Origin of the sequence: Mucilaginibacter sp., from assembly GCF_039921305.1 — a bacterium.
Lineage (GTDB): Bacteria > Bacteroidota > Bacteroidia > Sphingobacteriales > Sphingobacteriaceae > Mucilaginibacter.
Genome location: NZ_JBDSCA010000028.1, coordinates 158808 through 178687, shown reverse-complemented (window position 1 = coordinate 178687; position 19880 = coordinate 158808). Strand labels below are relative to the sequence as shown.

16 protein-coding genes are annotated in these 19880 nt (G+C 42.4%); 5 read left to right on the top strand and 11 right to left on the bottom strand.

Annotation, left to right across the window (positions count from 1 at the left end; translation table 11 throughout):
* The first annotated feature begins 23 nt into the window (after nt 1-23).
* The 4 genes from ABIN91_RS09025 to ABIN91_RS09010 all read left to right on the top strand — a co-directional run bounded on the left by ABIN91_RS09025 (nt 24) and on the right by ABIN91_RS09010 (nt 3432).
* Nucleotides 24-818, top strand: a complete 795-nt coding sequence (locus ABIN91_RS09025) for a hypothetical protein (RefSeq protein ID WP_348050709.1) — start codon at nt 24-26, stop codon at nt 816-818.
* Nucleotides 819-938: 120 nt separating this feature from the next.
* Nucleotides 939-2144: a serine hydrolase domain-containing protein gene (locus ABIN91_RS09020; protein ID WP_348050707.1), complete on the top strand. Its 1206-nt coding sequence runs from the start codon at nt 939-941 to the stop codon at nt 2142-2144.
* Between the two features lie 62 nt (nt 2145-2206).
* Complete coding sequence (locus ABIN91_RS09015) at nt 2207-2521, top strand: YbaB/EbfC family nucleoid-associated protein (protein ID WP_348050705.1); 315 nt, start codon at nt 2207-2209, stop codon at nt 2519-2521.
* A 233-nt stretch (nt 2522-2754) separates the two neighbouring features.
* A complete protein-coding gene (locus tag ABIN91_RS09010) occupies nt 2755-3432 on the top strand; it encodes a metal-dependent hydrolase (protein WP_348050704.1) in 678 nt (225 codons plus the stop codon).
* A 40-nt stretch (nt 3433-3472) separates the two neighbouring features.
* Here the strand turns inward: ABIN91_RS09010 and ABIN91_RS09005 are convergent, their stop codons facing one another.
* From ABIN91_RS09005 to ABIN91_RS08985, 5 genes are all read right to left on the bottom strand, one after another.
* Nucleotides 3473-4018 carry a hypothetical protein gene (locus tag ABIN91_RS09005; protein WP_348050702.1) on the bottom strand — a complete coding sequence of 182 codons (546 nt, stop codon included), beginning with the start codon at nt 4016-4018 and terminating at the stop codon, nt 3473-3475.
* 108 nt (nt 4019-4126) lie between these two features.
* Nucleotides 4127-4318 (bottom strand): hypothetical protein, encoded by a 192-nt coding sequence (locus ABIN91_RS09000; RefSeq protein ID WP_348050700.1) that lies wholly within the window; start codon nt 4316-4318, stop codon nt 4127-4129.
* 62 nt (nt 4319-4380) lie between these two features.
* Entirely contained in the window at nt 4381-5646 is a 1266-nt protein-coding gene (locus tag ABIN91_RS08995; RefSeq protein ID WP_348050698.1) for a glucose-1-phosphate adenylyltransferase, read from the bottom strand.
* Nucleotides 5643-7070, bottom strand: coding sequence for a glycogen synthase (locus ABIN91_RS08990; protein WP_348050697.1), 1428 nt, complete (start codon nt 7068-7070; stop codon nt 5643-5645). Before ABIN91_RS08990 ends, ABIN91_RS08995 begins: the two co-directional genes overlap by 4 nt.
* A gap of 441 nt (nt 7071-7511) precedes the next feature.
* Nucleotides 7512-8033, bottom strand: coding sequence for a biopolymer transporter ExbD (locus ABIN91_RS08985; protein ID WP_348050695.1), 522 nt, complete (start codon nt 8031-8033; stop codon nt 7512-7514).
* A 403-nt stretch (nt 8034-8436) separates the two neighbouring features.
* Here ABIN91_RS08985 and ABIN91_RS08980 point away from each other — a divergent pair, with 403 nt between their 5' ends.
* Nucleotides 8437-9447, top strand: coding sequence for a DUF6515 family protein (locus ABIN91_RS08980; protein ID WP_348050693.1), 1011 nt, complete (start codon nt 8437-8439; stop codon nt 9445-9447).
* An 89-nt stretch (nt 9448-9536) separates the two neighbouring features.
* Here ABIN91_RS08980 and ABIN91_RS08975 read toward each other — a convergent pair whose 3' ends face one another.
* The 6 genes from ABIN91_RS08975 to ABIN91_RS08950 form a co-directional block, all read right to left on the bottom strand.
* Entirely contained in the window at nt 9537-12341 is a 2805-nt protein-coding gene (locus tag ABIN91_RS08975; protein ID WP_348050691.1) for an insulinase family protein, read from the bottom strand.
* A 50-nt stretch (nt 12342-12391) separates the two neighbouring features.
* Entirely contained in the window at nt 12392-13717 is a 1326-nt protein-coding gene (locus tag ABIN91_RS08970) for a DNA mismatch repair protein (RefSeq protein WP_348050690.1), read from the bottom strand.
* Between the two features lie 4 nt (nt 13718-13721).
* A complete protein-coding gene (locus ABIN91_RS08965; RefSeq protein WP_348050689.1) occupies nt 13722-15062 on the bottom strand; it encodes a DNA mismatch repair protein in 1341 nt (446 codons plus the stop codon).
* Nucleotides 15063-15064: 2 nt separating this feature from the next.
* Nucleotides 15065-17365 carry a Gldg family protein gene (locus ABIN91_RS08960; protein WP_348050688.1) on the bottom strand — a complete coding sequence of 767 codons (2301 nt, stop codon included), beginning with the start codon at nt 17363-17365 and terminating at the stop codon, nt 15065-15067.
* A gap of 98 nt (nt 17366-17463) precedes the next feature.
* Nucleotides 17464-18393, bottom strand: a complete 930-nt coding sequence (locus ABIN91_RS08955; RefSeq protein WP_348050687.1) for an ABC transporter ATP-binding protein — start codon at nt 18391-18393, stop codon at nt 17464-17466.
* A 97-nt stretch (nt 18394-18490) separates the two neighbouring features.
* Nucleotides 18491-19864: a RagB/SusD family nutrient uptake outer membrane protein gene (locus ABIN91_RS08950; protein ID WP_348050685.1), complete on the bottom strand. Its 1374-nt coding sequence runs from the start codon at nt 19862-19864 to the stop codon at nt 18491-18493.
* Between the last annotated feature and the right edge of the window lie 16 nt (nt 19865-19880).

Genomic DNA, 19880 nt, shown 5'->3' with positions numbered 1-19880 from the left:
CTTGCCCCATAATAATATATATTTTGAAAAAAGCTTTACTACTACTAATTGTTTTACCGGCCCTCGTTTTTACAACTAAAGCTCAGGTGGGGTACAACTATCATCAATATAGCATGGGGTTTGGTGTAAGCACTTTAAAGCCTACTACCGATGTTCCATTTTCATCATACAATCCTGCCATTAATTTTAATGCATCGTATAACATGTCGCCGTTCACCACGTTTTCGTTGGTTTACGAGTTTGGCTTGCTAACTGGTGGTTATAGTGATTATTATCGTGAGGCTTCAAAGGCAATTACCGGCACCAGCGTTGCCGATCTGATAACATTGGCGGGCATATCTAAAACATATGCAGCCTTTGACCCATATTACCGTGATTATGCCAACCGTTTCCAAAGTGCATCCCTACAGGCCACAGTACAATTTGGCGAGTTTCTGGATTACGAAAACGGTGGTTTTATAAGCCGTGCGCTAAGTAATGTTTATGTAGGCACAGGCTTAGGCATAGTGTACAATAACATAACAGCTATCAACCGCGTCAATCCGGATAGTACCTACTCTTACGGTGGTGCTGATCATAGCACCAATATTATGATCCCTGTTAAAGTGGGTTATCAATATAAGTTTTACAATGCTTATGATGAGCCTTCTGTAATGTTGGAAGCCGGTTACCAAATGAATTATGTATTTGGCTATGGCCTTGATGGGTATTCCGATCCCATCTTCACCTTCCGCAATTATGAGCAATATGGTGGCTGGCACATTGGCATCAAGTTTAACTTCGGCAACATCACATCGTACCGCAAAGCCACACATTAAAAGCCCATTAATTTTTATCGAAAACAATTTGCTTTGTGGAATTGTTTAAAACTATTATATGCTGTACAGTATATAATAGATTAGTTTTACCCCCTTTATAAATTTGAATTATACTACGCTATGCGATTGGTTTTGAAAGGTTTTTTACTCTCTACACTGGTAATTTTTTTATTTGAATCCTGCTCACACAGCAACAAGCTTTCCGAACCCGCCGATTTGCCGAATGTTAAAATGGATACCGCCATACTGGCTTACAACCCACGCAACGCCGATAAAAGGATTGACGAGGTGGTTATGCAGCTACATAAAACCCGCGGGTTTAACGGCAATGTGCTGGTAGCCAAAAAAGGAAAAATAATATACGAAAAAGCGATAGGCTGGGCCGATTACCTCCGCCGCGACAGCCTTAAGCTGGGCTACCAGTTTGAACTGGCATCGGTATCAAAAACTATTACATCAACCGCTATATTAATGCTGATGGAGCGTGGCAAATTGCGGCTGGATCAAAATGTAAAAGAGTTTTTTCCAAACTTTCCGTACGATGGGGTAACCATTAAGCTTTTGCTAACCCACCGCTCCGGGATGATGAACTACGTTTATTTTGTGGATGATATTTTCCGCAAAGAGCATCGCGATCAAAAGAAAGGAATCACCAATGCACAGGTGATGGATATGATAGCCCAATACAAACCGCACCCGTTTAATAAACCCAATATTCGCTTTCTATATAATAACTCAAATTTTATGGTTTTGGGTGCGATAATTGAAAAGGTAACCGGGATAAGTTACGCGCTATGGGTAAAGCAGAATATTTTTGTTCCGGCCATGATGAAGCATACTGATGTTTACTCAAAAGCCGTGTACAATAAAATACCGGTACACGTTATTGGCCACGATAGGGGCCAGTGGAAGTATTCGGTAGCGCAAAACTTTTTGGATGGCCCGGTGGGCGATAAAGGTATTTACAGCACCGTTGCCGATCTGTACTTGTTTGATCATGCCCTGCGCAAAGGCGTGCTGCTCAAAAAATCATCAATGGATTCGGCCTACGTACCACGTAACCCCTGGTTGCATGGCCACTTTAACTACGGTTATGGCTGGCGGATATTTGAGGCTCCCGGTCAGCAGGTGATTTACCATACCGGCTGGTGGCATGGCTTTAGGCACATTTATTTGCGCGACATGAAAAACGATATCACTATTGTGTTGTTATCAAACTTAGCCAATGGTAGTTTGCTTAAATTAGATGATCTGTTTAACGCTGCCGGGATGCCGATAGTGCGCAAAAGCGCATACAATGGTACAGGCGATAGTACGGATGATTAGAAATTGAATATCGAACACAGAATTTTGAATAACGAATATTGAAGTATTAAACTGAATAAGCCATGTTTGATAAAATATTACAAGCGCAACAGCAAGCCGGCGAAGTGAAAAAACGCCTGGATGATATTACCGTTACCGGAAGCGCAGGCGGCGGCGTGGTGGTAGTTACCGCTAATGCCAACAAGCATATCCAATCCATCAAGATAGACCCCGTTGTACTAAAAGAGGGCGATATAGAAATGCTGGAAGATGTTATCCTAACCGCCATTAACCAGGCCTTAGACCAAGCCGAAAATGTAAGCCAAACCGAAATGGCCGCCATGACCAGGAATATGCTGGGCGATATGGGTGGTTTAGGTAGTTTGTTCGGAAAGTAAATTACGTAATCTCTCCACCACCTGTCATTGCGAGGCACGAAGCAATCGCACAGAAGTATTGCCGCTTTTCATATCTGCTTTGCATAGTTCGCGATTGCTTCGTGCCTCGCAATGACACTGTTTTATTTGTGTTTGTCCCCCGGCTTCTGTCACATTTCAAAATACCTTTCCCGCTCACGCAACAATTCAAAAAACAAATGGTTAATTAGTATAAAAAAACTGATCAACCATCTATGAAAGCGACATACTACGGCCAATCATGCCTTGAATTAGAAATTAATGGCATTAAAATACTCTTCGATCCATTTATTACGCCTAACGAACTGGCTAAAAACGTTGATGTTAATAGTTTGAAGCCAGATTTTATCCTATTATCACACGGCCACGGCGACCATGTTGCCGATTTATTAACTGTGCAAAAAAACAGCGGTGCCAAAGTAATTTGCATTGCCGAAATTGCAGGCTGGTTAGGTACACAAAACGTAACCAACGTACACGCCATGAATATTGGCGGCGCGTTCAACTTTGAATTTGGCCGTGTTAAAATGGTAAATGCTGTACACTCCAGCACCATGCCCGATGGATCTTCCGGTGGCAACCCCGCAGGTTTTGTGATCTACGCCGAAGGCAAAAAGATCTACTTCGCGGGTGATACCGCTTTAACTTACGATATGAAGCTTTTGGAAGACGAGAACCTGGATTGGGCCATCCTGCCAATAGGTGATAATTACACCATGGGGGTTGACGATGCCATTAAATCAACCAGCTTTTTCAATTGTAAAAATGTGATCGGGGTACACTATGATTCTTTCCCGGTTATCAAAATTGATAAGAACGAGGCGATGGAGAAGTTTATTAAAGCAGGATTGGTGCTAAAGCTGCCTGCAATAGGAGAAACAATAACGCTATAAACAAATTAACCAAGCACGTGATATAGTATTATGTGCTCGGTTAACTATCAGCTTTTTCAAGCTTCTTCAAATATTTAACGACGTCTGCTTTTTTATATATAGATCGTAGGCCTTGTTTTCGTTGTGCCAAATATTTCAAAAGATATTCCTTTGCAAAACGGTCTTGATTTATTTGGTAATAAGCTCTTCCGATCAAAAAATTTGAATCGAGTTTAAACGACTTCATCCATTTTATTTCTGGGTGCGAAAATCCATAAATTGTCAAATCATCTTCCATGCTTTGTATTCGCAATAATAACTCGATTGCACGCTTTTCTTTGTCTAACATGATCAGTACGCCTGCGTAATCCCATAATACCAACGGCGACCATGGTTGTAATTTATATGCTTTTTTAGCATACTCAAATGCTATGTTGTAGTTCCTGAGTTCATAATAACAGGAGCTTAAACGGGAGTATATCCAAAACGATGTTTTCTTTTCTTGCGCTTTAATAGTCTCCAATAATTCTTTAGCAGCCGTATAATTCTCATTATTATATTCAATATAAAACTGCTCGAGTAATTTACTTTTCTCTTCCGATGACATGTTAATTTTGGGAGTCTCTGATATAAATATACAATAGTAAGCTATTAAACCATAAAAGCCTCCGCGATTCACATCGGGGAGGCTTTTATTTAGAATAAAAAACTAAAACTACATTTTAGCAGTAGTATCTTTTTTCACTTTAATCTTCTTTTTAGTGGTGCCGTTTTTCTTGGCCTTCACTTTCACCTTTTTGGTAGTATCGCTAACCGTTACTTTGTTAGTGGTTTTTACGGGAGTTTCCGCATAAACGCTTCCGAGGGTGATCGCCGCTAAGGCAATCATACAGCATACTTTTTTCATAGTGGTTTATTTTTATTGTTTTACTATGAATAATTAACTACACCAAAATCAGATTGTTTTAACTAAATCACGGTACCATCAGGTATTACCGCGCGTTTCTTTAAAACTACAATGCCATCCATTACGGTGTATTTATCATAGTCGCCGTTTACCAGTGGGGTATCGCCGCAGTTGATCTTTACATCGTTACCTATATAGCAGTTTTTATCTACAATGGCGTTTTTAATGTGGCACCTGTCGCCAATACCCATAATTGGGGTGTTGGTTAGTTTTGATTCTTCAATTTGCTCAAGCGTTTGGTAGTTGTCGCTACCCATAATGTAGCAGTTATCAATAATACTATCAAAACCTATCCGGGTACGGATACCAATAACCGAGCGGGTAATTTCGCTGGCATTGATGATACAACCATCGGATATAATAGTATTCTTCAACTTAGGGCCAGAGATCTTAGACGGCGGCAACATGCGCGACCGGGTATAGATATGGTTCTTATCGAATAAATTAAACTTCGGTATATCATCAGTCAGCTCAAGGTTGGCGTTAAAGAAGGATGGTATGGTACCTATATCTTCCCAATAACCAGTGTACTGATAGCTTAAAACTTTATGATTATCGATAGATTGCGGGATAACTTCTTTACCAAAATCGGTACGTTCATTGCCTTGCAACAGATCAAACAATACCTTGCGGTTGAAAACGTAAATACCCATTGATGCCAGGTAAGTACGGCCCGCAGCTTTCATATCATCACTTACTTCCGATTGCAGGTATTCAAAATCTGTTTTAGGTTTTTCAACAAACTGGGTTATCCAGTTGCTGGTATCGGTTTTTAAAATACCAAATCCGGGAACATCCGTAGCAGCAACCGGAATAGTCGCGATAGAGATATCAGCCTTAGCTTGCTCATGGTTATTGATCATTTCTTCAAAATCCATTTGGTAAAGCTGATCGCCGGATGCTATCAAAACATAATCAAACTCATGTACATTTAAGTGGTGCAGGCTCTGCCTAACCGCATCGGCCGTACCCTGAAACCAGGCTACGCTGGTGGGGGTTTGCTCCGCGGCCAAAATATCAACAAAAGCCTTGCTAAAACTACTAAAGTGGTAGGTGTTTTTGATGTGCTTGTTTAACGAAGCCGAGTTAAACTGCGTTAACACAAATATCCTGTCGATACCCGAGTGTAAACAGTTTGAAATAGGAATATCCACCAAACGATATTTTCCGGCAATGGGAACGGCTGGTTTTGAACGCGTGGCCGTTAGCGGAAAAAGGCGGCTTCCCTGGCCACCTCCAAGTACAATGCAAATTACTTTCGATGTCATATATGTTTAGTGTTTAAGCTTTCGTATAAATTAATGTATTCCTTTGCCGATTTATCCCACGAAAAGTCGAGTGCCATCATACGCTTACGTAACAGCTGCAGGTGCTCAGTGTTTTGATAAAGTTGTATTCCGCGCCAAACAGCGTGGCAGGCTTCGTCGAGCACGTTATTATTAAAGGTGATGCCATAGCCATCGTCGTTACCAAAGTCAATCACGGTATCTTTTAAGCCGCCGGTACTGCGCACAATGGGTACGGTTCCGTAACGTAAGGCGTAAAGCTGGTTCAGGCCGCAGGGCTCCACGCGCGATGGCATGAGCAGAAAATCGGCCCCGGCGTAGATCTGGTGGGCCAAACCTTCATCGTACCCAATAAACACATTTACCTTACCGGCGAACTGATCTTTCAAACCCGTCAGATCCATCTCCACATCAGCCTCTCCCGAACCTAATATCAGGAAGTTGATCTCGTCGGGATGCTCATCTAATATCCTGCGGATAATTCCGGGTAACAGGTCTGCCCCTTTTTCGCCAACCAAACGGCCAATAAAGGTGAACAATGGCTTATCAACCGATAAGTTAAAGCGGTCGCAAAGTGCTTTTTTATTAGCCAGCTTACCGGCGTTAACCTTTTTAACGGTATAGTTTGTACTCAGCATGGGGTCGGTTGCCGGGTCCCAAACCTGGGTATCAATGCCGTTGATGATGCCTAAGCCCTTTGCCCTTTCGAGCCAGAACAGGTATTCCAGTCCGTTTGATTGGATGGTGAGCTCATGCAAATAACTTGGCGATACGGTAGTATATTTCCAAACCGTTTTTACTGCCGATGCTAGTGGGTTGATACCGCCGCGCCAGTCGAGCAAACCTACAAAATTAGGGTCTACCTCGGGCAGGTAATGTAATTTATCATAACCAAAAGCGCCGTGATATTGCCCGTTATGGATAGTGAACACGGTTGGTATGGTATGGATACGCCTGTAAAGCGCGGAGTGTTGTAACAGGAATGGAACCAGGCCCGAATGATGATCATGGCAATGAATAATATCGGGCATTTGCTGGCTCCAGTTTATCCAATCTAAAAAAGCGATCTGGAAAAACAGGAATTGTTCCGTTTCATCGGGATAGCTGTAAACGTTTTCGCGATCAAGCAAACCGGGTACTTTGATCAGGAAGAGTTCAAAGCCAAGCTTGTCGGTTTTTTCTTTTAACACCTGCCAATCATAACGCCTGTCGCCCAGGCGCGATGATGCTTCGAAAACGATATCAAATTCGTTTTCGCGGGTAAACTTACGGTCGTAATAAGGTATCACAACCGAGGCCTGGTGCCCGGCCTGGTTTAAATATTTAGGTAGCGCGCCTACCACATCGCCCAAACCGCCAACTTTGGCAATAGGGTAGCATTCGGCACTTAAATGGAATATCTTCATCCTCGCAATTATTGGCTCAAATTAAGGAAACATAAGTTAACTAAAAAGCCAAAAACAAGTAAAAATATATTTTATAGTTATTTTTAAGGGGATTTTAATAAATAACATTTATGCGTGTAAGCATTAAAGCTTTAGGTGCGTTTTATTTAATAATTGATACCTTTTAACAAGGAATTGCTTTACTAAAAGGTTAATTTGGGAATAGATGAGCCTGAAAAGAAAAGCGAGCCGGTATTATTACTCTCTTAAAAAGCAATAACCTCAATTTTATTAATTGAATCTTTCACTTCCTTAGGAAAGGGCGCGGTGCTTTGTGTGCAGGGCAGGGAGGGGTTCATTCGCCATACATACCGCAGCACAACCCCTTCCCTACACCCTCCCGTTGGGAGAGAGTCGCACAAGTCCACCCTTTTGAGTACGAATATATTTCGTAGCTTATTATTAATAAACTCCTTTTTGTTTTAAAAGGGCTACTTCTTTTGGTGTGATATCTACTATGGCGTAGCGATCTACACCTGCTATATGCAATTCATCTAAAGCGCCAACCATATCCTGGTAAACAGCATGATCACTTGCTTTTAGCAATACGATCATATCTTTACCCGATGTTTTGGTTACCTGCTTGCTTAGTTCGATAATTTGCTGGCGGATGCCTTCTTTACTGAAGCCTGTAATTTTAGGTGTGGTGATCGGACTTTCTGTTAAGCCTAAGTAGGAAACTACCTGATCGTTTTTGCCAAGACAAATGGTCATGGTTCGACTGGCAGGAACATTCATTTCACCTGTATCTTCGGGCATCGCCACATTAAAGGCCTTGGGCTTTGAGAGTGTGGTGGTGAGAATAAAAAAGGTGATGAGCAGGAATGCCAGATCGACCATTGCGGTAAGATCGATACGGGTTGACATGCGGTTGCGACGGACTCCCCCGTGCGGTTTGCTGGTTGAAGCGGTTAATTCGGCCATGGGTTGAAAAATTTGGTTGAAAAATCGGTTTATTAGCCTAACTGAATGAGGTTCAATTATAAAAGTTAAACGCTGGCGAGCGTAATATTGTTGTGATAATTGCGAATTAATTATTGGTATTGGGTGCTGTTTTAAAATGTATCTTCATGTGTTTAAACCATCATTAAAAATGACCTCGGCTATTTTAAGAGTATTGCATATATTCCCGTTAAGGAAACAATTCTGTGCTTTTTTTGCCTGATTGCACCTGATATGGTGCATATCAGCATAGCGCTCACCGATTGTAAACCGATAGCTATTTTAGCCCCTGTACGTGAGTACTATAGGAACATTTAATTTTGCCCGAATAAACTAATGATCATAAAATACGTTTAATCTATTATAAATATTAAACTGAAATAGAATGAACAAGATATTTAAACAGGTTGCCGTAGTTGCATTTGCAGGTTTAACGGCAATATCTTTACAGGGAGTGGCGCAGCGCCACGGCGGTGGTGGACATGGTGGTGGCGGAGGCCACACAAGTGGTGGTTTTGGTGGCGGGCACGCAAGTGCACCAAGCCATGGTAGTTTTGGTGGCGGGCATACAAGCGCGCCCAGCCGTGGTGGATTTAGTGGCGGGCATTCGGCCCGGTCATTTAGTCCGAGATCATCCGGAGGTAGCATGACCAGACCTTCGTCGCAGGTACATACCAATAGTTTCAACAGGCCTTCGCCTACAGTACGCAGTAATGGCTTTAACCGTACTACTACAGTTAGGAGCAACGGCTTTGGCCGTACATCGGTACATACCAATGCCTATCGCCCAACAAGTAGCTATCATGGCCGTACGGTGTATAACCACACCACAGTAGTTAACAGGGGTTATGTGCGTGGTGGGTATTATGGTAGTCCGCGGGTAAGCTATTATCATCCCGTAAGGCCGGTGAGTTTGTTTGGCCGCCCGCATTATGGTTATTATTATCACCCATACCGCCCTTATTATTGGGGACCGAGCTATCACCCGATAGGCTTTTTTACCGGAGCGCTTTTAGGTGCAGCTATCTCTTTATCGTGGCAAAACCACCCATACCGTTATTACAATGGCGTGTATTATGAGCCCTATAACAGCGGTTACAGGGTTATTGCCGCGCCAGTTGGTATCCGGATCAATTCGTTACCGGAAGGCTTTAGTGAAATACCTGTTAATGGTGTGAACTTTTACTATTACGGTGGTACTTTTTACCGTAACTATGGCAACGGGTACGAGGTTGCAGCGGCCCCTTACGGCGCAGTAGTTTATAACCTGCCCGATGGCGCGCAGGAAGTTACTGTAAATGGCAACCGCTACATGTTTTATAACAACACTTATTATTCGCCATTTAATGATAATGGTACGGATGCCTATGAGGTTGTTGATGTAAGAGAACAGTAAGTTGCTTTAAGATTTTGAAAAAGCCCCACTCGCCAGTGGGGCTTTTTATTTGCCTAAAAGATCACTTTGAATTTGTGAAACCTATCTAATTATTTAGTTTCCGGCAGTAATACGAACCTAATATAGTTTTTCCCACTGAGGTATTTAACCGACATTTCTTTGATATTGTCAACGGTCACCTTATCCAATGCGGCAATATAATTATCAACCTCGTTCAGGCTTTCTTTATTTTGCAGCTGGCCAACCAGGTAACTTAACCACCAGCCATTGCTTTTTAATTGAGTTTCTGTTGATGTTTTGTCCTCAGCTCTAAATTTATCCAAATTAACCTGTGTTGCCCCAACCGTTCTTAATTTGCCGATCTCGTCCAATGCAGATGTGATAAGCTTTTCGACATTTTGTGGTGCACAGCCAAAGGAAACAACGAGCGAATAACGGCCTTCAGGATATTTCGCAGTACTAACAGATACCTGTGGCGAATAAACCCCACTTTCATCTTCGCGCAAGCGTTCCAGCAAACGGATCTCTAAAACTTCTTTCAGGGCATTCATTTTAATATTATTGCTTGCGCTATGCTCATAAGTTCCGGAGAAAACCAGGTCGATCGTTGCTTTGGGTTCCGTACCTTTATAAACCGTTTTTTCTACCCTGCCCGCGGGGGCATGGATACCCAGATCTTTTGCTACCTGGTGTGCGTTTGTTGATGGTAAGCCACCCAAATATTTTTCGAGCAGTGGCTTAATTATGGTCACATCAAAGCTACCCACAAAAGTAAAAGTAAAGCCAGATGCATCTGCAAAGCGTTCTTTGTAAATAGCGTATGCCTTATCCAGGTCTATTTGCTCAATCTTTTGAATTGAAGGTGCGGTACGGCGTATGTTATGATTACCCAATACAGCACTTATGGTATCATTAAATACAGTTTTGGGATCGCTTGAACGGTTGGCCATACTTGCTTTTGAGCGTGTGATGATGCCTTTAAAAGCATTTACATCTTTTCTAGGCTCAGTAAGGTATGCATAGGTTAATTGCAAGGCGCTTTCCAGATCTTTTAGTGTTGAACTGCCATTAATTCCTTGTGAACGTTCATTGATAAATGGCCTCGCCGCAGCTTGTTTGCCCGACATATATTTTCCCAGATCGGTGACGTTGTAATTGCCCACACCGCCCGCAGGTATAACAGAGCCAGAACTAGCAGCCGACTGGTAGTCAACGTCGTTGTACAACGACGTACCGCCTGGCGAAAATCCGTTAAACAATACCTGGTTATTTCTAAATTCCGTTGGTTTTAATATAACCTTTATGCCATTGCTTAATATCAGCGTAGTAATATTTAACTGATCGTCTTTCTTTTCGCTGACGATCTTGCCGGCAACAGGCTCTTTTGCTAATAAAGGCAGCTTGTTTGCTTCCTCTTTGTAAGGTACGATATTCTCCTTCTCTACCGCGCTCATCCAACCGGTAATGGTAGCTTCATCAGGTAATTGTGCTTTGTCCTTTTCAGGCGCCATGATTAATATATCGCGATTAACCGGCTTAGTATACTCGTTGATCAGCGCATTAACCTCTTCAAGTGTAATGCCTGGCATATCGGATTTAGCCATATCGTACTCCAGCACGATACCTGTAGCGGCGGTTCCTTTTAAAAAGTATTCCTGGTATTCTTGAACTAAGTTGATAGATTGTATTTTATCCTTTTCCTTTAAAGCAGATTCCATACTACTCAAATAAGCGATCTTAGCCCGCTCCAATTCCGTCTCTGTGAAACCAAAACGTTTTACCCGCTCCGATTCACGCCATACTGCTTTAAAGCCCTTTTCAAGCTCACCCGGTTTAGCTGTTACCGACACTCCGTAATTATCAAGGTTCGCAATAAAATCCGAAATCCCAGCACCTCCCTGTACAAACGGCGGATCGGCCTGGCGGGTAACTTCTGCATATCTATACGCTATCATTTGATTGAACAATGAGTTCACAATTCCCTTGCGGTAATCAATTGCTGTTTTCATTTCGGTAGCTGCGTGCTTAAACAGGACTTCAGCCGTTGTAGCGGTCATTTCCTTATCCGTTACAACTACAAATTGATTTTTGCTGGTAAGTGGTACTGTATATCTTGTACGTTGTTTTTCATTAACCGGGTTCTTCAGATCACCAAATTTTGCCTTGATGGTTTGTTCCATTTGATCTACATCAATATCGCCAACTACAATAAGAGCTTGTAAGTCCGGACGGTACCAATCCTGGTAAAAACGTTTGATGGCCTCTGGTTTAAAATTATTCAACACTTCATCAGTCCCTATAGGGGTCCTTTCCGCATAGCGCGAATTGTTCAATATCAAAGGAAAATATATACGGCGCATTCTTTCGGCGGCACCTTTGCCTAAGCGCTTTTCTTCCAATACTACACCCCGCTCTTTGTTGATCTCGTCCGCATCCAAGGTTGCGTTATGTGCCCAGTCGCGCATTATCTGAATGCCATTCTTCAGCAGATCCGGGTTATCGGTAGGTAAGGGTAGTTCATAAACAGTTTCATCAAAGCTGGTATAGGCGTTAATGTCGGCGCCAAATCTAACCCCCGACTTTTGAAGGTAATTGACCAATTCGTTTTTAGGGAAATTGGTAGTTCCGTTGAAACTCATGTGTTCCATAAAGTGAGCCAATCCACGCTGGTCGTCAGTTTCGAGTATCGACCCTACTTTATTTACCAGGTACATCACTACCCTGTTTTTAGGTTCTTCATTGTGGCGAATAAAATACGTGAACCCATTGGGTAATTTACCGGTGCGTACGGCGGGGTCTAATGGCAGTACTTTATTGTCTACCTGCGCGGCAGCTATACCCGATAAACACATTAACAGAAGCAGGTTAATAGCTCTTAATTTCACTTTGATCATTATTTTGATTTTAGATTTTTTTTAAAATTTTGATAACCAAACTGGTTTAGTCAGGAAGCGTTTAGAATATCCAGTATTCCTTCATTTTCAATGATCATCATTCCCTGCCTGTCACCAGTGATGCCTTCAGTGAGCTGATAAGTATATTGAGGAACACGGCCATTCATCACCGTTGGCAGGTAGGCAAATCGAATATGATCTCCCTCTTGCCGGAGTGTTTCTCCAACTTCAATAATATGAGTAGAAACAATAAAGCAGCAATTTCTAAATTTGGAAAAAGCCGCAGTAACCAATAGTGTGCCGTCGTAAGCGTCTTTCACGTTCGTACCTTTGAAAAGTTCATCGAATAGTACCAGAAGACGTCTTCCTTCGGCAACTTCTTTAGCTACATTCTTTACACGCAATACTTCAGCGTAAAAATGACTATGTCCCATGTTTAGATCGTCAGCCACATTGATCGACGAATAAATGCCATCCATAACAGAAAAAGAAAGTTCTTCGGCAGCCACAGGAAAGCCCATATGTGCCAGGTAGATGGCAATACCGCAGGCCTTCATGAAGGTAGATTTTCCGGCCATATTGGCACCGGTCAGAAATAACAGGTTTTGGTCTTTGCTAAGATCCGCAGAATTCGCCACAGCTTTCGTTAAGGCCGGATGGCGCAAACCACGCGCCTTAAACATCGACTGTGTACCTGGTAGCGCCAGCGCATAAGAAAAATTCCGCTGCCTGGCTATTGTACTTACGGTGAGGTAAACGTCCAGTTTGTATAGACTGTTGATCAGAAACTCAATTTCCTGCTGCAAGCGGTGTTTTAGTAAGTGCTCATACCGGGCAACTTTCTCAAAAGAAAATTGCTTAACTGACTTCTGTTCCAGGAAGCCTTGCAGCTGCTTGTCCTGAAATATACTGCTGATAGCCGATCTTTCTGCAGCATAAGGACTATTCATATCGGCTTCAATGCTATTCACAAAAGTTCGAAAAGAATTTAGCACTTCAATTGTGGCCAGCAGACCATCATGTAAAAAACTATACTCTTCGTCTCTCAGGAAGGTTGAAGTAAATTTTTTCCAGGCAGTGGCTGTTGTGATAAGTAACCTATTGCCGCCCCTACCGCTATTGAAATAAGCCTCCATTTGCCCGAAAGACGGGATATTAAGAGAAAAACTAACATCCTTTTCCTGGAAATACTTAAACAGATCTCTTCTACTATTAATTTGATCAGTATCGGTAAGGGGGTGTTGAAACATTTCGTGTAACAGTCTTTCTCCACCTTCGGTTCGCACCTGGTTGAAAATTGTATAAATAGAATTGGGTCTGTATTTACCCAGAATATTGAGGTCGGCAAGGGTTTGTTTATCTGTTATAAAACTCATAGGTCTACGGATTGATCTTTTTTAACCCAGCGGCCAGGATATCGAGAATACCTTCGTTATTGATGATGACCATACCGTGCCTGTCAGCAGTGATTCCCTGTGCCAGCTTATAGGTATATATCGGCTGATCCCCGTCCATAAGCGTGGGTAAATAGATGAAATTGATATTTGAATATTTTTCCTTTAGTACTTCCCCTGCTTCCACAATATGTGTGGAAATGACGAAAACACTGTTCTTTTTTGCCGCGAATGCGGCAGTCAAAGCGATCGTAGCTTCACAGGCATCTTTTACATTGGTGCCGCGAAACATTTCATCAAACAATACAAAAAGATCTCGGGTTTTAAGTTCCATAGCTATTTTCTTGACCCTAAGCACCTCAGCATAAAAATGGCTCGCTCCCATCCCCATATCATCGGGTAAATTAATTGTAGTATACATCCCATCCAGTACAGAAAACTCCATTTTGTATGCCGGAACCGGAAATCCCATATGGGCAAGGTACAAAGCCACACTGAGTGACTTCATAAAGGTGGATTTCCCCGCCATATTGGCCCCTGTCAAAAAAATCACATTACTTTGCTTACCGATCTCAATAGAATTGAGTACAGCATTTTTAACCTGCGGATGGTACAACCCTATCAGGTTGATCCTGTTTTCATTTTTTGACAAGACCTTTGGAAAAGAAAAATTGCGGGCCCGGGCTACTTTAGCCAGGGTGAGGTATACATCCAGGTGATATATATACCGAAGCATTTTTAATACCATATCTCTCTCCCTGAACCGGAAAAGAGCATCATATGCTACCAGTTCCTCGGCTTGCCATTTATGTTTTACAGGCCGGTTTAAAACAGCCTCTAGTGCTGGCTCTTGTAATAACAACGCTATACCATCCTTATCTGATCGATAAGGATGGTCATTTTGAACTTCGAGTGAATTTATAAAAACCTGAGTTTGAATGAATACCCCGGCCAGTTTAATGATCCCGTTATGAATAGCCTGTGTATCCGAATCTATTGCCACAAGGTTGCTCAATCTTGCCGTTACAGACTGTGCTTGTAAAGAAAGCTTTGTACGCTCATCCGTGCTATCCAAATAGGATCCTATAGCATCAAAATCTGAGCTTTCGAAAGGAAAAGCCCTGTTTTCTAAAGCAAAAAACTGGGCGATGCTGGCGCGCTTGTTGATCGCTTGCTCATCTGACAAAGGATACCTAAACATATCCTCTAAAATTAACGATCCACCGCGCGTGCTGGTCTGGTTGAATATTTGATACACGGAGTCACCTCCATGTTTTCCAAATATATTCAGGTCATCCAAGGTTTGCTGATCTGTTATAAATGACATCCTTATTTTCTTTTTCGTCTGATTAGTAATATACTTCCGAAGGCCAGCAAAATACCTGGCATTACAAAAACAAAGAGAATCCGCAGGGGCTTAACCTGATCTTTTGTAACCAGTACTATCGTATCTATAGGCGGTGTACGGAAGCTGCTGATCGGGAACTTGCCATAGTTTAACCAACTGAACACACCCGTATTAAACACAAAATTGGCAGTTGTCTTATTAAAACGCTGTAACTCTGCATTGGCCATAAAATCTGCATCACCTGAGATAACGATCCGTTGCTCTTTTCCATTTATTTTCCGGATAAGGCTTACAGCAAGAGGGAATGCTTTGCGCTCATCACCTTTCCCGGGCTCAAATTGAACCGTAGCAGAATCACTCACAAATCTCTCTTTTTTTAACCAGCTCACCTTAGGATCGGTCACCAACAATGGTTTTATGGTATAAGCACCAGAAGCCGTATAAGTTAGGGCTGTAGCCTTAGGCATGGAAACTAAAGCATTATTGTGATGACTGTGCATCAATGGTGGATAAAGAGCTGCTGCTGTTTCCGTAAGATATGGCGTAGCCAGATCCGGCTGCATATCCTTGCTTTCCTGCACTATAGCTCCATCCATCAGTGCTACGCCAAACTGCTTAAGCAGCGGATTCAGCAATGATTGTTTTCCTGGCTCACCAGAAATGAGCAGGTTACCACCACCGTTTATGTATTGCTGAAGTTTAGCTACTGCAACCTTGGTCAATGCTGTTTTGGGATCTGCCAGTACCAAAGCTGCAATATCCTCAGGTATGATCCCCGTTTCAAGTGAAATGGTATCTACATCGAATCCCTGGTTTAAAAGCGAATACCGGAAAGTTTTCAAATTGGTAAGGGCCCTGTACTCCCGGTCACCGGTCTTATAAATATTACGTTCGAAATTTCCGGTTACAAACAAGATCTTCGGCATTTTGGCTTGCAGAAGTCTTTTTAAGGCAGCAGACACTTCTATTTCAGTTGGCCAGTGCTGGTTATCCGCAAACACCCTTAGCATCGTGGTTCTTCCCTTATACTTTAGCTGCATGGTGTACAAGTTGGTCTCGTTAGACAGGTCAATAAGCTTACGAATTTCAGCTGGTGCTTTAAATTGATCCGCCTTCATATCCCTAACATCCGCTGCCTTCTCGGCAATTTCCCTCATGGTCTTTCCTGGAGAACGCTTCATGATATCATGCTTTTGATTCAGTGTATCATAATACATCACATTTTTCAGCACAATATTATTCTTGAAACGCATATATGCCTCCCATTCCCTAATGTTCCTGTTATAGGCTTCGGGTGCACCGTCGTCAAAGTATTGCCCAAACAGGTTCGCATAACCAGTTATCTCCAAAGGTTCGTCACCTAATTCTTTAATGATCTTCTGAGTAGTTTGAGTGATCGTATTGTTCTGATCTCGGGTAACATCAAGGTAGGCTACCAATTGAGGAATGGAAGTAATGTAGCCGATCACCAAAGTGGATACGATCACCAGCAGGTAACGTAATGATTTGACCATAGGTGTGGCAGACTCCATACCTGCCTTCAGCTTATAAATGCTTAATGCAAGAAAAAGATAAATAATGAGACCGAAGTAGATCAGATCCTTACTTGTGATCAATCCGCTCAGCATTTTATCTGTACGCCCTGCTATAGAGAGGAAATAGGTCAGATCCCTCACAAAGGGAACACTCTCCCATAAATTGTCTACACTGTACAATATACCGATCGTAACGAAGGTGCAAACCGCTGCAACGATCTGGTAATTGGTAAGGCAGGACATAAATAAACCAATGGAGGAGTAGGCACAAAGCAATAAATACAAACCCAGTAGCCCGCTCAGCAACATCCAGGTATCCGGAGATGAAATGGTATAATAGCTCGACCCCATATAGATACCTACAATTGCGATCATAATGAAATTGATCACCATCATGGAGAGAAATTTCCCCAATACAATATCGCGCAGATGAATGGGTGAAGAATAGAGCAGCCGGATTGTGCCGCTACTGGTTTCCCGGCTGATCAGCCCCATCGTGAGTAAAGGAAGATATAAGTACAGGTTTCTCATAACCGTGCTTATTAAGCCATTTCTTCCCAGGAATGTTTCAGTGATCAGGCTGATTTGGTTTTTAAAACCATCCTCTTGTGAACGTGCCAATGAATCTAATACTTTAATATAGGTGACACTGCACTGGATCATAAAAATAATGATCAAGAGCCAGGCAATGGGGGAATAAAACAGTGTTTTCAATTCTGTTTTAGCAACTCGGAAGATTGTTTTCATCAATATAAATTGTTTTTTGGTAATGAGCAAGCATGTATAACCTAATTCTCATTTCGGTTGTTGTACTGCTCCACATGATGGTTTTGTAAATGAGTTTGTTATTGAGATGAATGCTGTGACAATTGCTTAAATATTTCTTCAACAGCGTTTTTCTCCAGACTGATCTCCTGCAAGCGCCAGCCCTGCTTAACACTTTCTACTACAACCCTTTCCGCAATATCCCGCTGCCCATCGAAATATACGCGCACCGATCTATCGGTAAGTAACTCTGTTTTGAGCACGCCTGCTAATTTTTCAAGCGTACCCGCGGCAGGCATATTGCCAAAATGGATCAGCATACTGTGGGGTTCTACGTAATTATTAAATGCGTCCATCGTGTCAGCGAATACGATCCTTCCATTTTCGATCATTTTAATATCCTGGCAGAGCAGCTGCACTTCAGAAAGAATATGAGATGAAAAAATAACGACCCTATCCTTGGCTATATCTTTAATTAGTGACCTCACCTCAATGATCTGGTTAGGATCCAGCCCGTTCGTAGGCTCGTCGAGCACCAAAACATTTGGCCGGTGTACTATCGCCTGGGCGATCCCTACCCGCTGCCGATAGCCTCCAGATAAGTTTTTGATAAGCCTGCTGCTAAAATGGTCAACTCCACAGCGCTCTTTTGCTTCTTTGACCGCATTTTTCATGGAACTGCCAGACATATGCCGAAGACCAGCACAATACTCCAGATATTCATCTACCGTAAGGTCCATATATAGTGGAGGGTTCTGTGGCAGAAAGCCGATCTGCATTTTCGCCTGCATAGGATCTTCCCGAAAGTTTACCCCATTGATATACACATCTCCTTCAGTTTGGTTCAGAGAGCCACAAAGAATATTCATTGTAGTTGATTTACCTGCGCCATTGGATCCCAGTAAGCCCACAATGCCGTACTGGGTGATCTCCAGGTTGATATCGCGTATGGCCCAGCTACGACTGTACTTATGCGATAATTTTTCTATCTTAACGATACTTTTCTCCATTTCATTTGTGTTTTTTAAAATTTTTCGCATAACAGATCAGTCTGCGCCGCCACCTTATCAGGGCAGCAGCGCAACTAAAAAAGATATTCCTAATAACTTAATTCGGATTTTGTACCATTTCCGGGTTCTGGCTGATCAATATATTCGCCAACGGGAAAACATATCCGTTACTATTGGGTTCCAACGTATAAGTAACACCATCAAACACCCGGGTCGCGGCTTTCGCAAACATCGGATCTTTATTTAAACGTTTTTGATCGAACCAGCGCAATCCAGTTCCAAAAAACTCAAGGCGCCTTTCATTGATCACCAGCTGCAAAGCCTCTTCATTGGTCGCAGCGGCTATGTCCGCATAATCAGCGGGCAGGAACCTCATTTTGCGGAGAGTATTCAGCATTTTTACCGCCTCGTCCTTTTTACCTGCCCTGGCCAGGCATTCCGCCTTAATTAACCAGGTTTCATTAACAGATAAACCAACCGCCTGCTTGTCTGGATAACCCGAATAATTCTCTCTAGACCAATATCCCAATCCCGGAAAAACCGGGAAAAAATTAGTACCCGGTTTGACAAACAGACTGTACCGTAAATCCTTTACACCAAGCAAATTAAGCAAGGATCCGCTTAGTTGCATCGGATACGGGTAGGCAAGCGATGTTTTACGAAGCAATACCTGCTTATCATTATACTGAGAAGGAAAGCTGTTTAAGCTGGTGTTGTAATTATACAGATCTGAAGATAATGCCAGTGTATTGTCCGCATAAGCCTCTGCCTTGGTAAAATCACGCATAAACAGGTATACTTTGGAGAGCAAGGCATACGCTGAGGCCTTATTTGGACGAAAGTTGATATCCTGTTTTAACGGCAACATTGGAATGGCCTTTTTAGTATCTTCAATAACCTTGCTATACACCTGTAGTACCGAGGCCCTGGTCAGGTCTACAAACAATTTAGGTTCAAGCAGCAGCGGCACTGCAGGATCTTTATCAGCTGTTGCAATATCATACTGCTTTCCATATAGATTGGCCAGCATAAAGTAACCGAAAGCGCGGTGGACCAGCGCCTCAGCCAGAATGTTGCTTTTAACTACTTCTGATCCGCCTTTACTCACCATAACCTGATTGATGACAGTGTTCAGCGTATACATACAGCTGTAGATCGCAGCCCAATCGTTGTCTGAATTAAGATCTACATAAAAAGGCTTACGCCAGGTATACATGGATCTCTGGATCGTATTGGCCTTTATATTGCTTTGCAGCACATCTGCAGTATAGTCAAGGTCATCACTGCTCAAAACAGGAGCCTGGCCAAAAGCCGGTTGAAGCAAATCAGAATAATTCATCAATGCCCTGTAATCATCCGTATATTCAAGTACCCTTTGCCCTTGTATCGGAACACTTTCAACATATTTCCGGCAAGACAACAGGCTGATAGAAAGCAGTAATATATAATATTTTTTAGTATATGAATGCATAATACAAAGTATTTAA

Excerpts from the sequence above, each read along its gene's own strand:
- ABIN91_RS08975 (WP_348050691.1), bottom strand. The coding sequence starts at position 12,341 with ATGATCAAAGTGAAATTAAGAGCTATTAACCTGCTTCTGTTAATGTGT.
- ABIN91_RS09010 (WP_348050704.1), top strand. The coding sequence starts at position 2,755 with ATGAAAGCGACATACTACGGCCAATCATGCCTTGAATTAGAAATTAAT.
- ABIN91_RS09015 (WP_348050705.1), top strand. The coding sequence starts at position 2,207 with ATGTTTGATAAAATATTACAAGCGCAACAGCAAGCCGGCGAAGTGAAA.
- ABIN91_RS08950 (WP_348050685.1), bottom strand. The coding sequence starts at position 19,864 with ATGCATTCATATACTAAAAAATATTATATATTACTGCTTTCTATCAGC.
- ABIN91_RS08965 (WP_348050689.1), bottom strand. The coding sequence starts at position 15,062 with ATGTCATTTATAACAGATCAGCAAACCTTGGATGACCTGAATATATTT.
- ABIN91_RS09000 (WP_348050700.1), bottom strand. The coding sequence starts at position 4,318 with ATGAAAAAAGTATGCTGTATGATTGCCTTAGCGGCGATCACCCTCGGA.
- ABIN91_RS08995 (WP_348050698.1), bottom strand. The coding sequence starts at position 5,646 with ATGACATCGAAAGTAATTTGCATTGTACTTGGAGGTGGCCAGGGAAGC.
- ABIN91_RS08955 (WP_348050687.1), bottom strand. The coding sequence starts at position 18,393 with ATGGAGAAAAGTATCGTTAAGATAGAAAAATTATCGCATAAGTACAGT.
- ABIN91_RS08980 (WP_348050693.1), top strand. The coding sequence starts at position 8,437 with ATGAACAAGATATTTAAACAGGTTGCCGTAGTTGCATTTGCAGGTTTA.
- ABIN91_RS09005 (WP_348050702.1), bottom strand. The coding sequence starts at position 4,018 with ATGTCATCGGAAGAGAAAAGTAAATTACTCGAGCAGTTTTATATTGAA.
- ABIN91_RS08985 (WP_348050695.1), bottom strand. The coding sequence starts at position 8,033 with ATGGCCGAATTAACCGCTTCAACCAGCAAACCGCACGGGGGAGTCCGT.
- ABIN91_RS09020 (WP_348050707.1), top strand. The coding sequence starts at position 939 with ATGCGATTGGTTTTGAAAGGTTTTTTACTCTCTACACTGGTAATTTTT.
- ABIN91_RS08970 (WP_348050690.1), bottom strand. The coding sequence starts at position 13,717 with ATGAGTTTTATAACAGATAAACAAACCCTTGCCGACCTCAATATTCTG.
- ABIN91_RS08960 (WP_348050688.1), bottom strand. The coding sequence starts at position 17,365 with ATGAAAACAATCTTCCGAGTTGCTAAAACAGAATTGAAAACACTGTTT.
- ABIN91_RS08990 (WP_348050697.1), bottom strand. The coding sequence starts at position 7,070 with ATGAAGATATTCCATTTAAGTGCCGAATGCTACCCTATTGCCAAAGTT.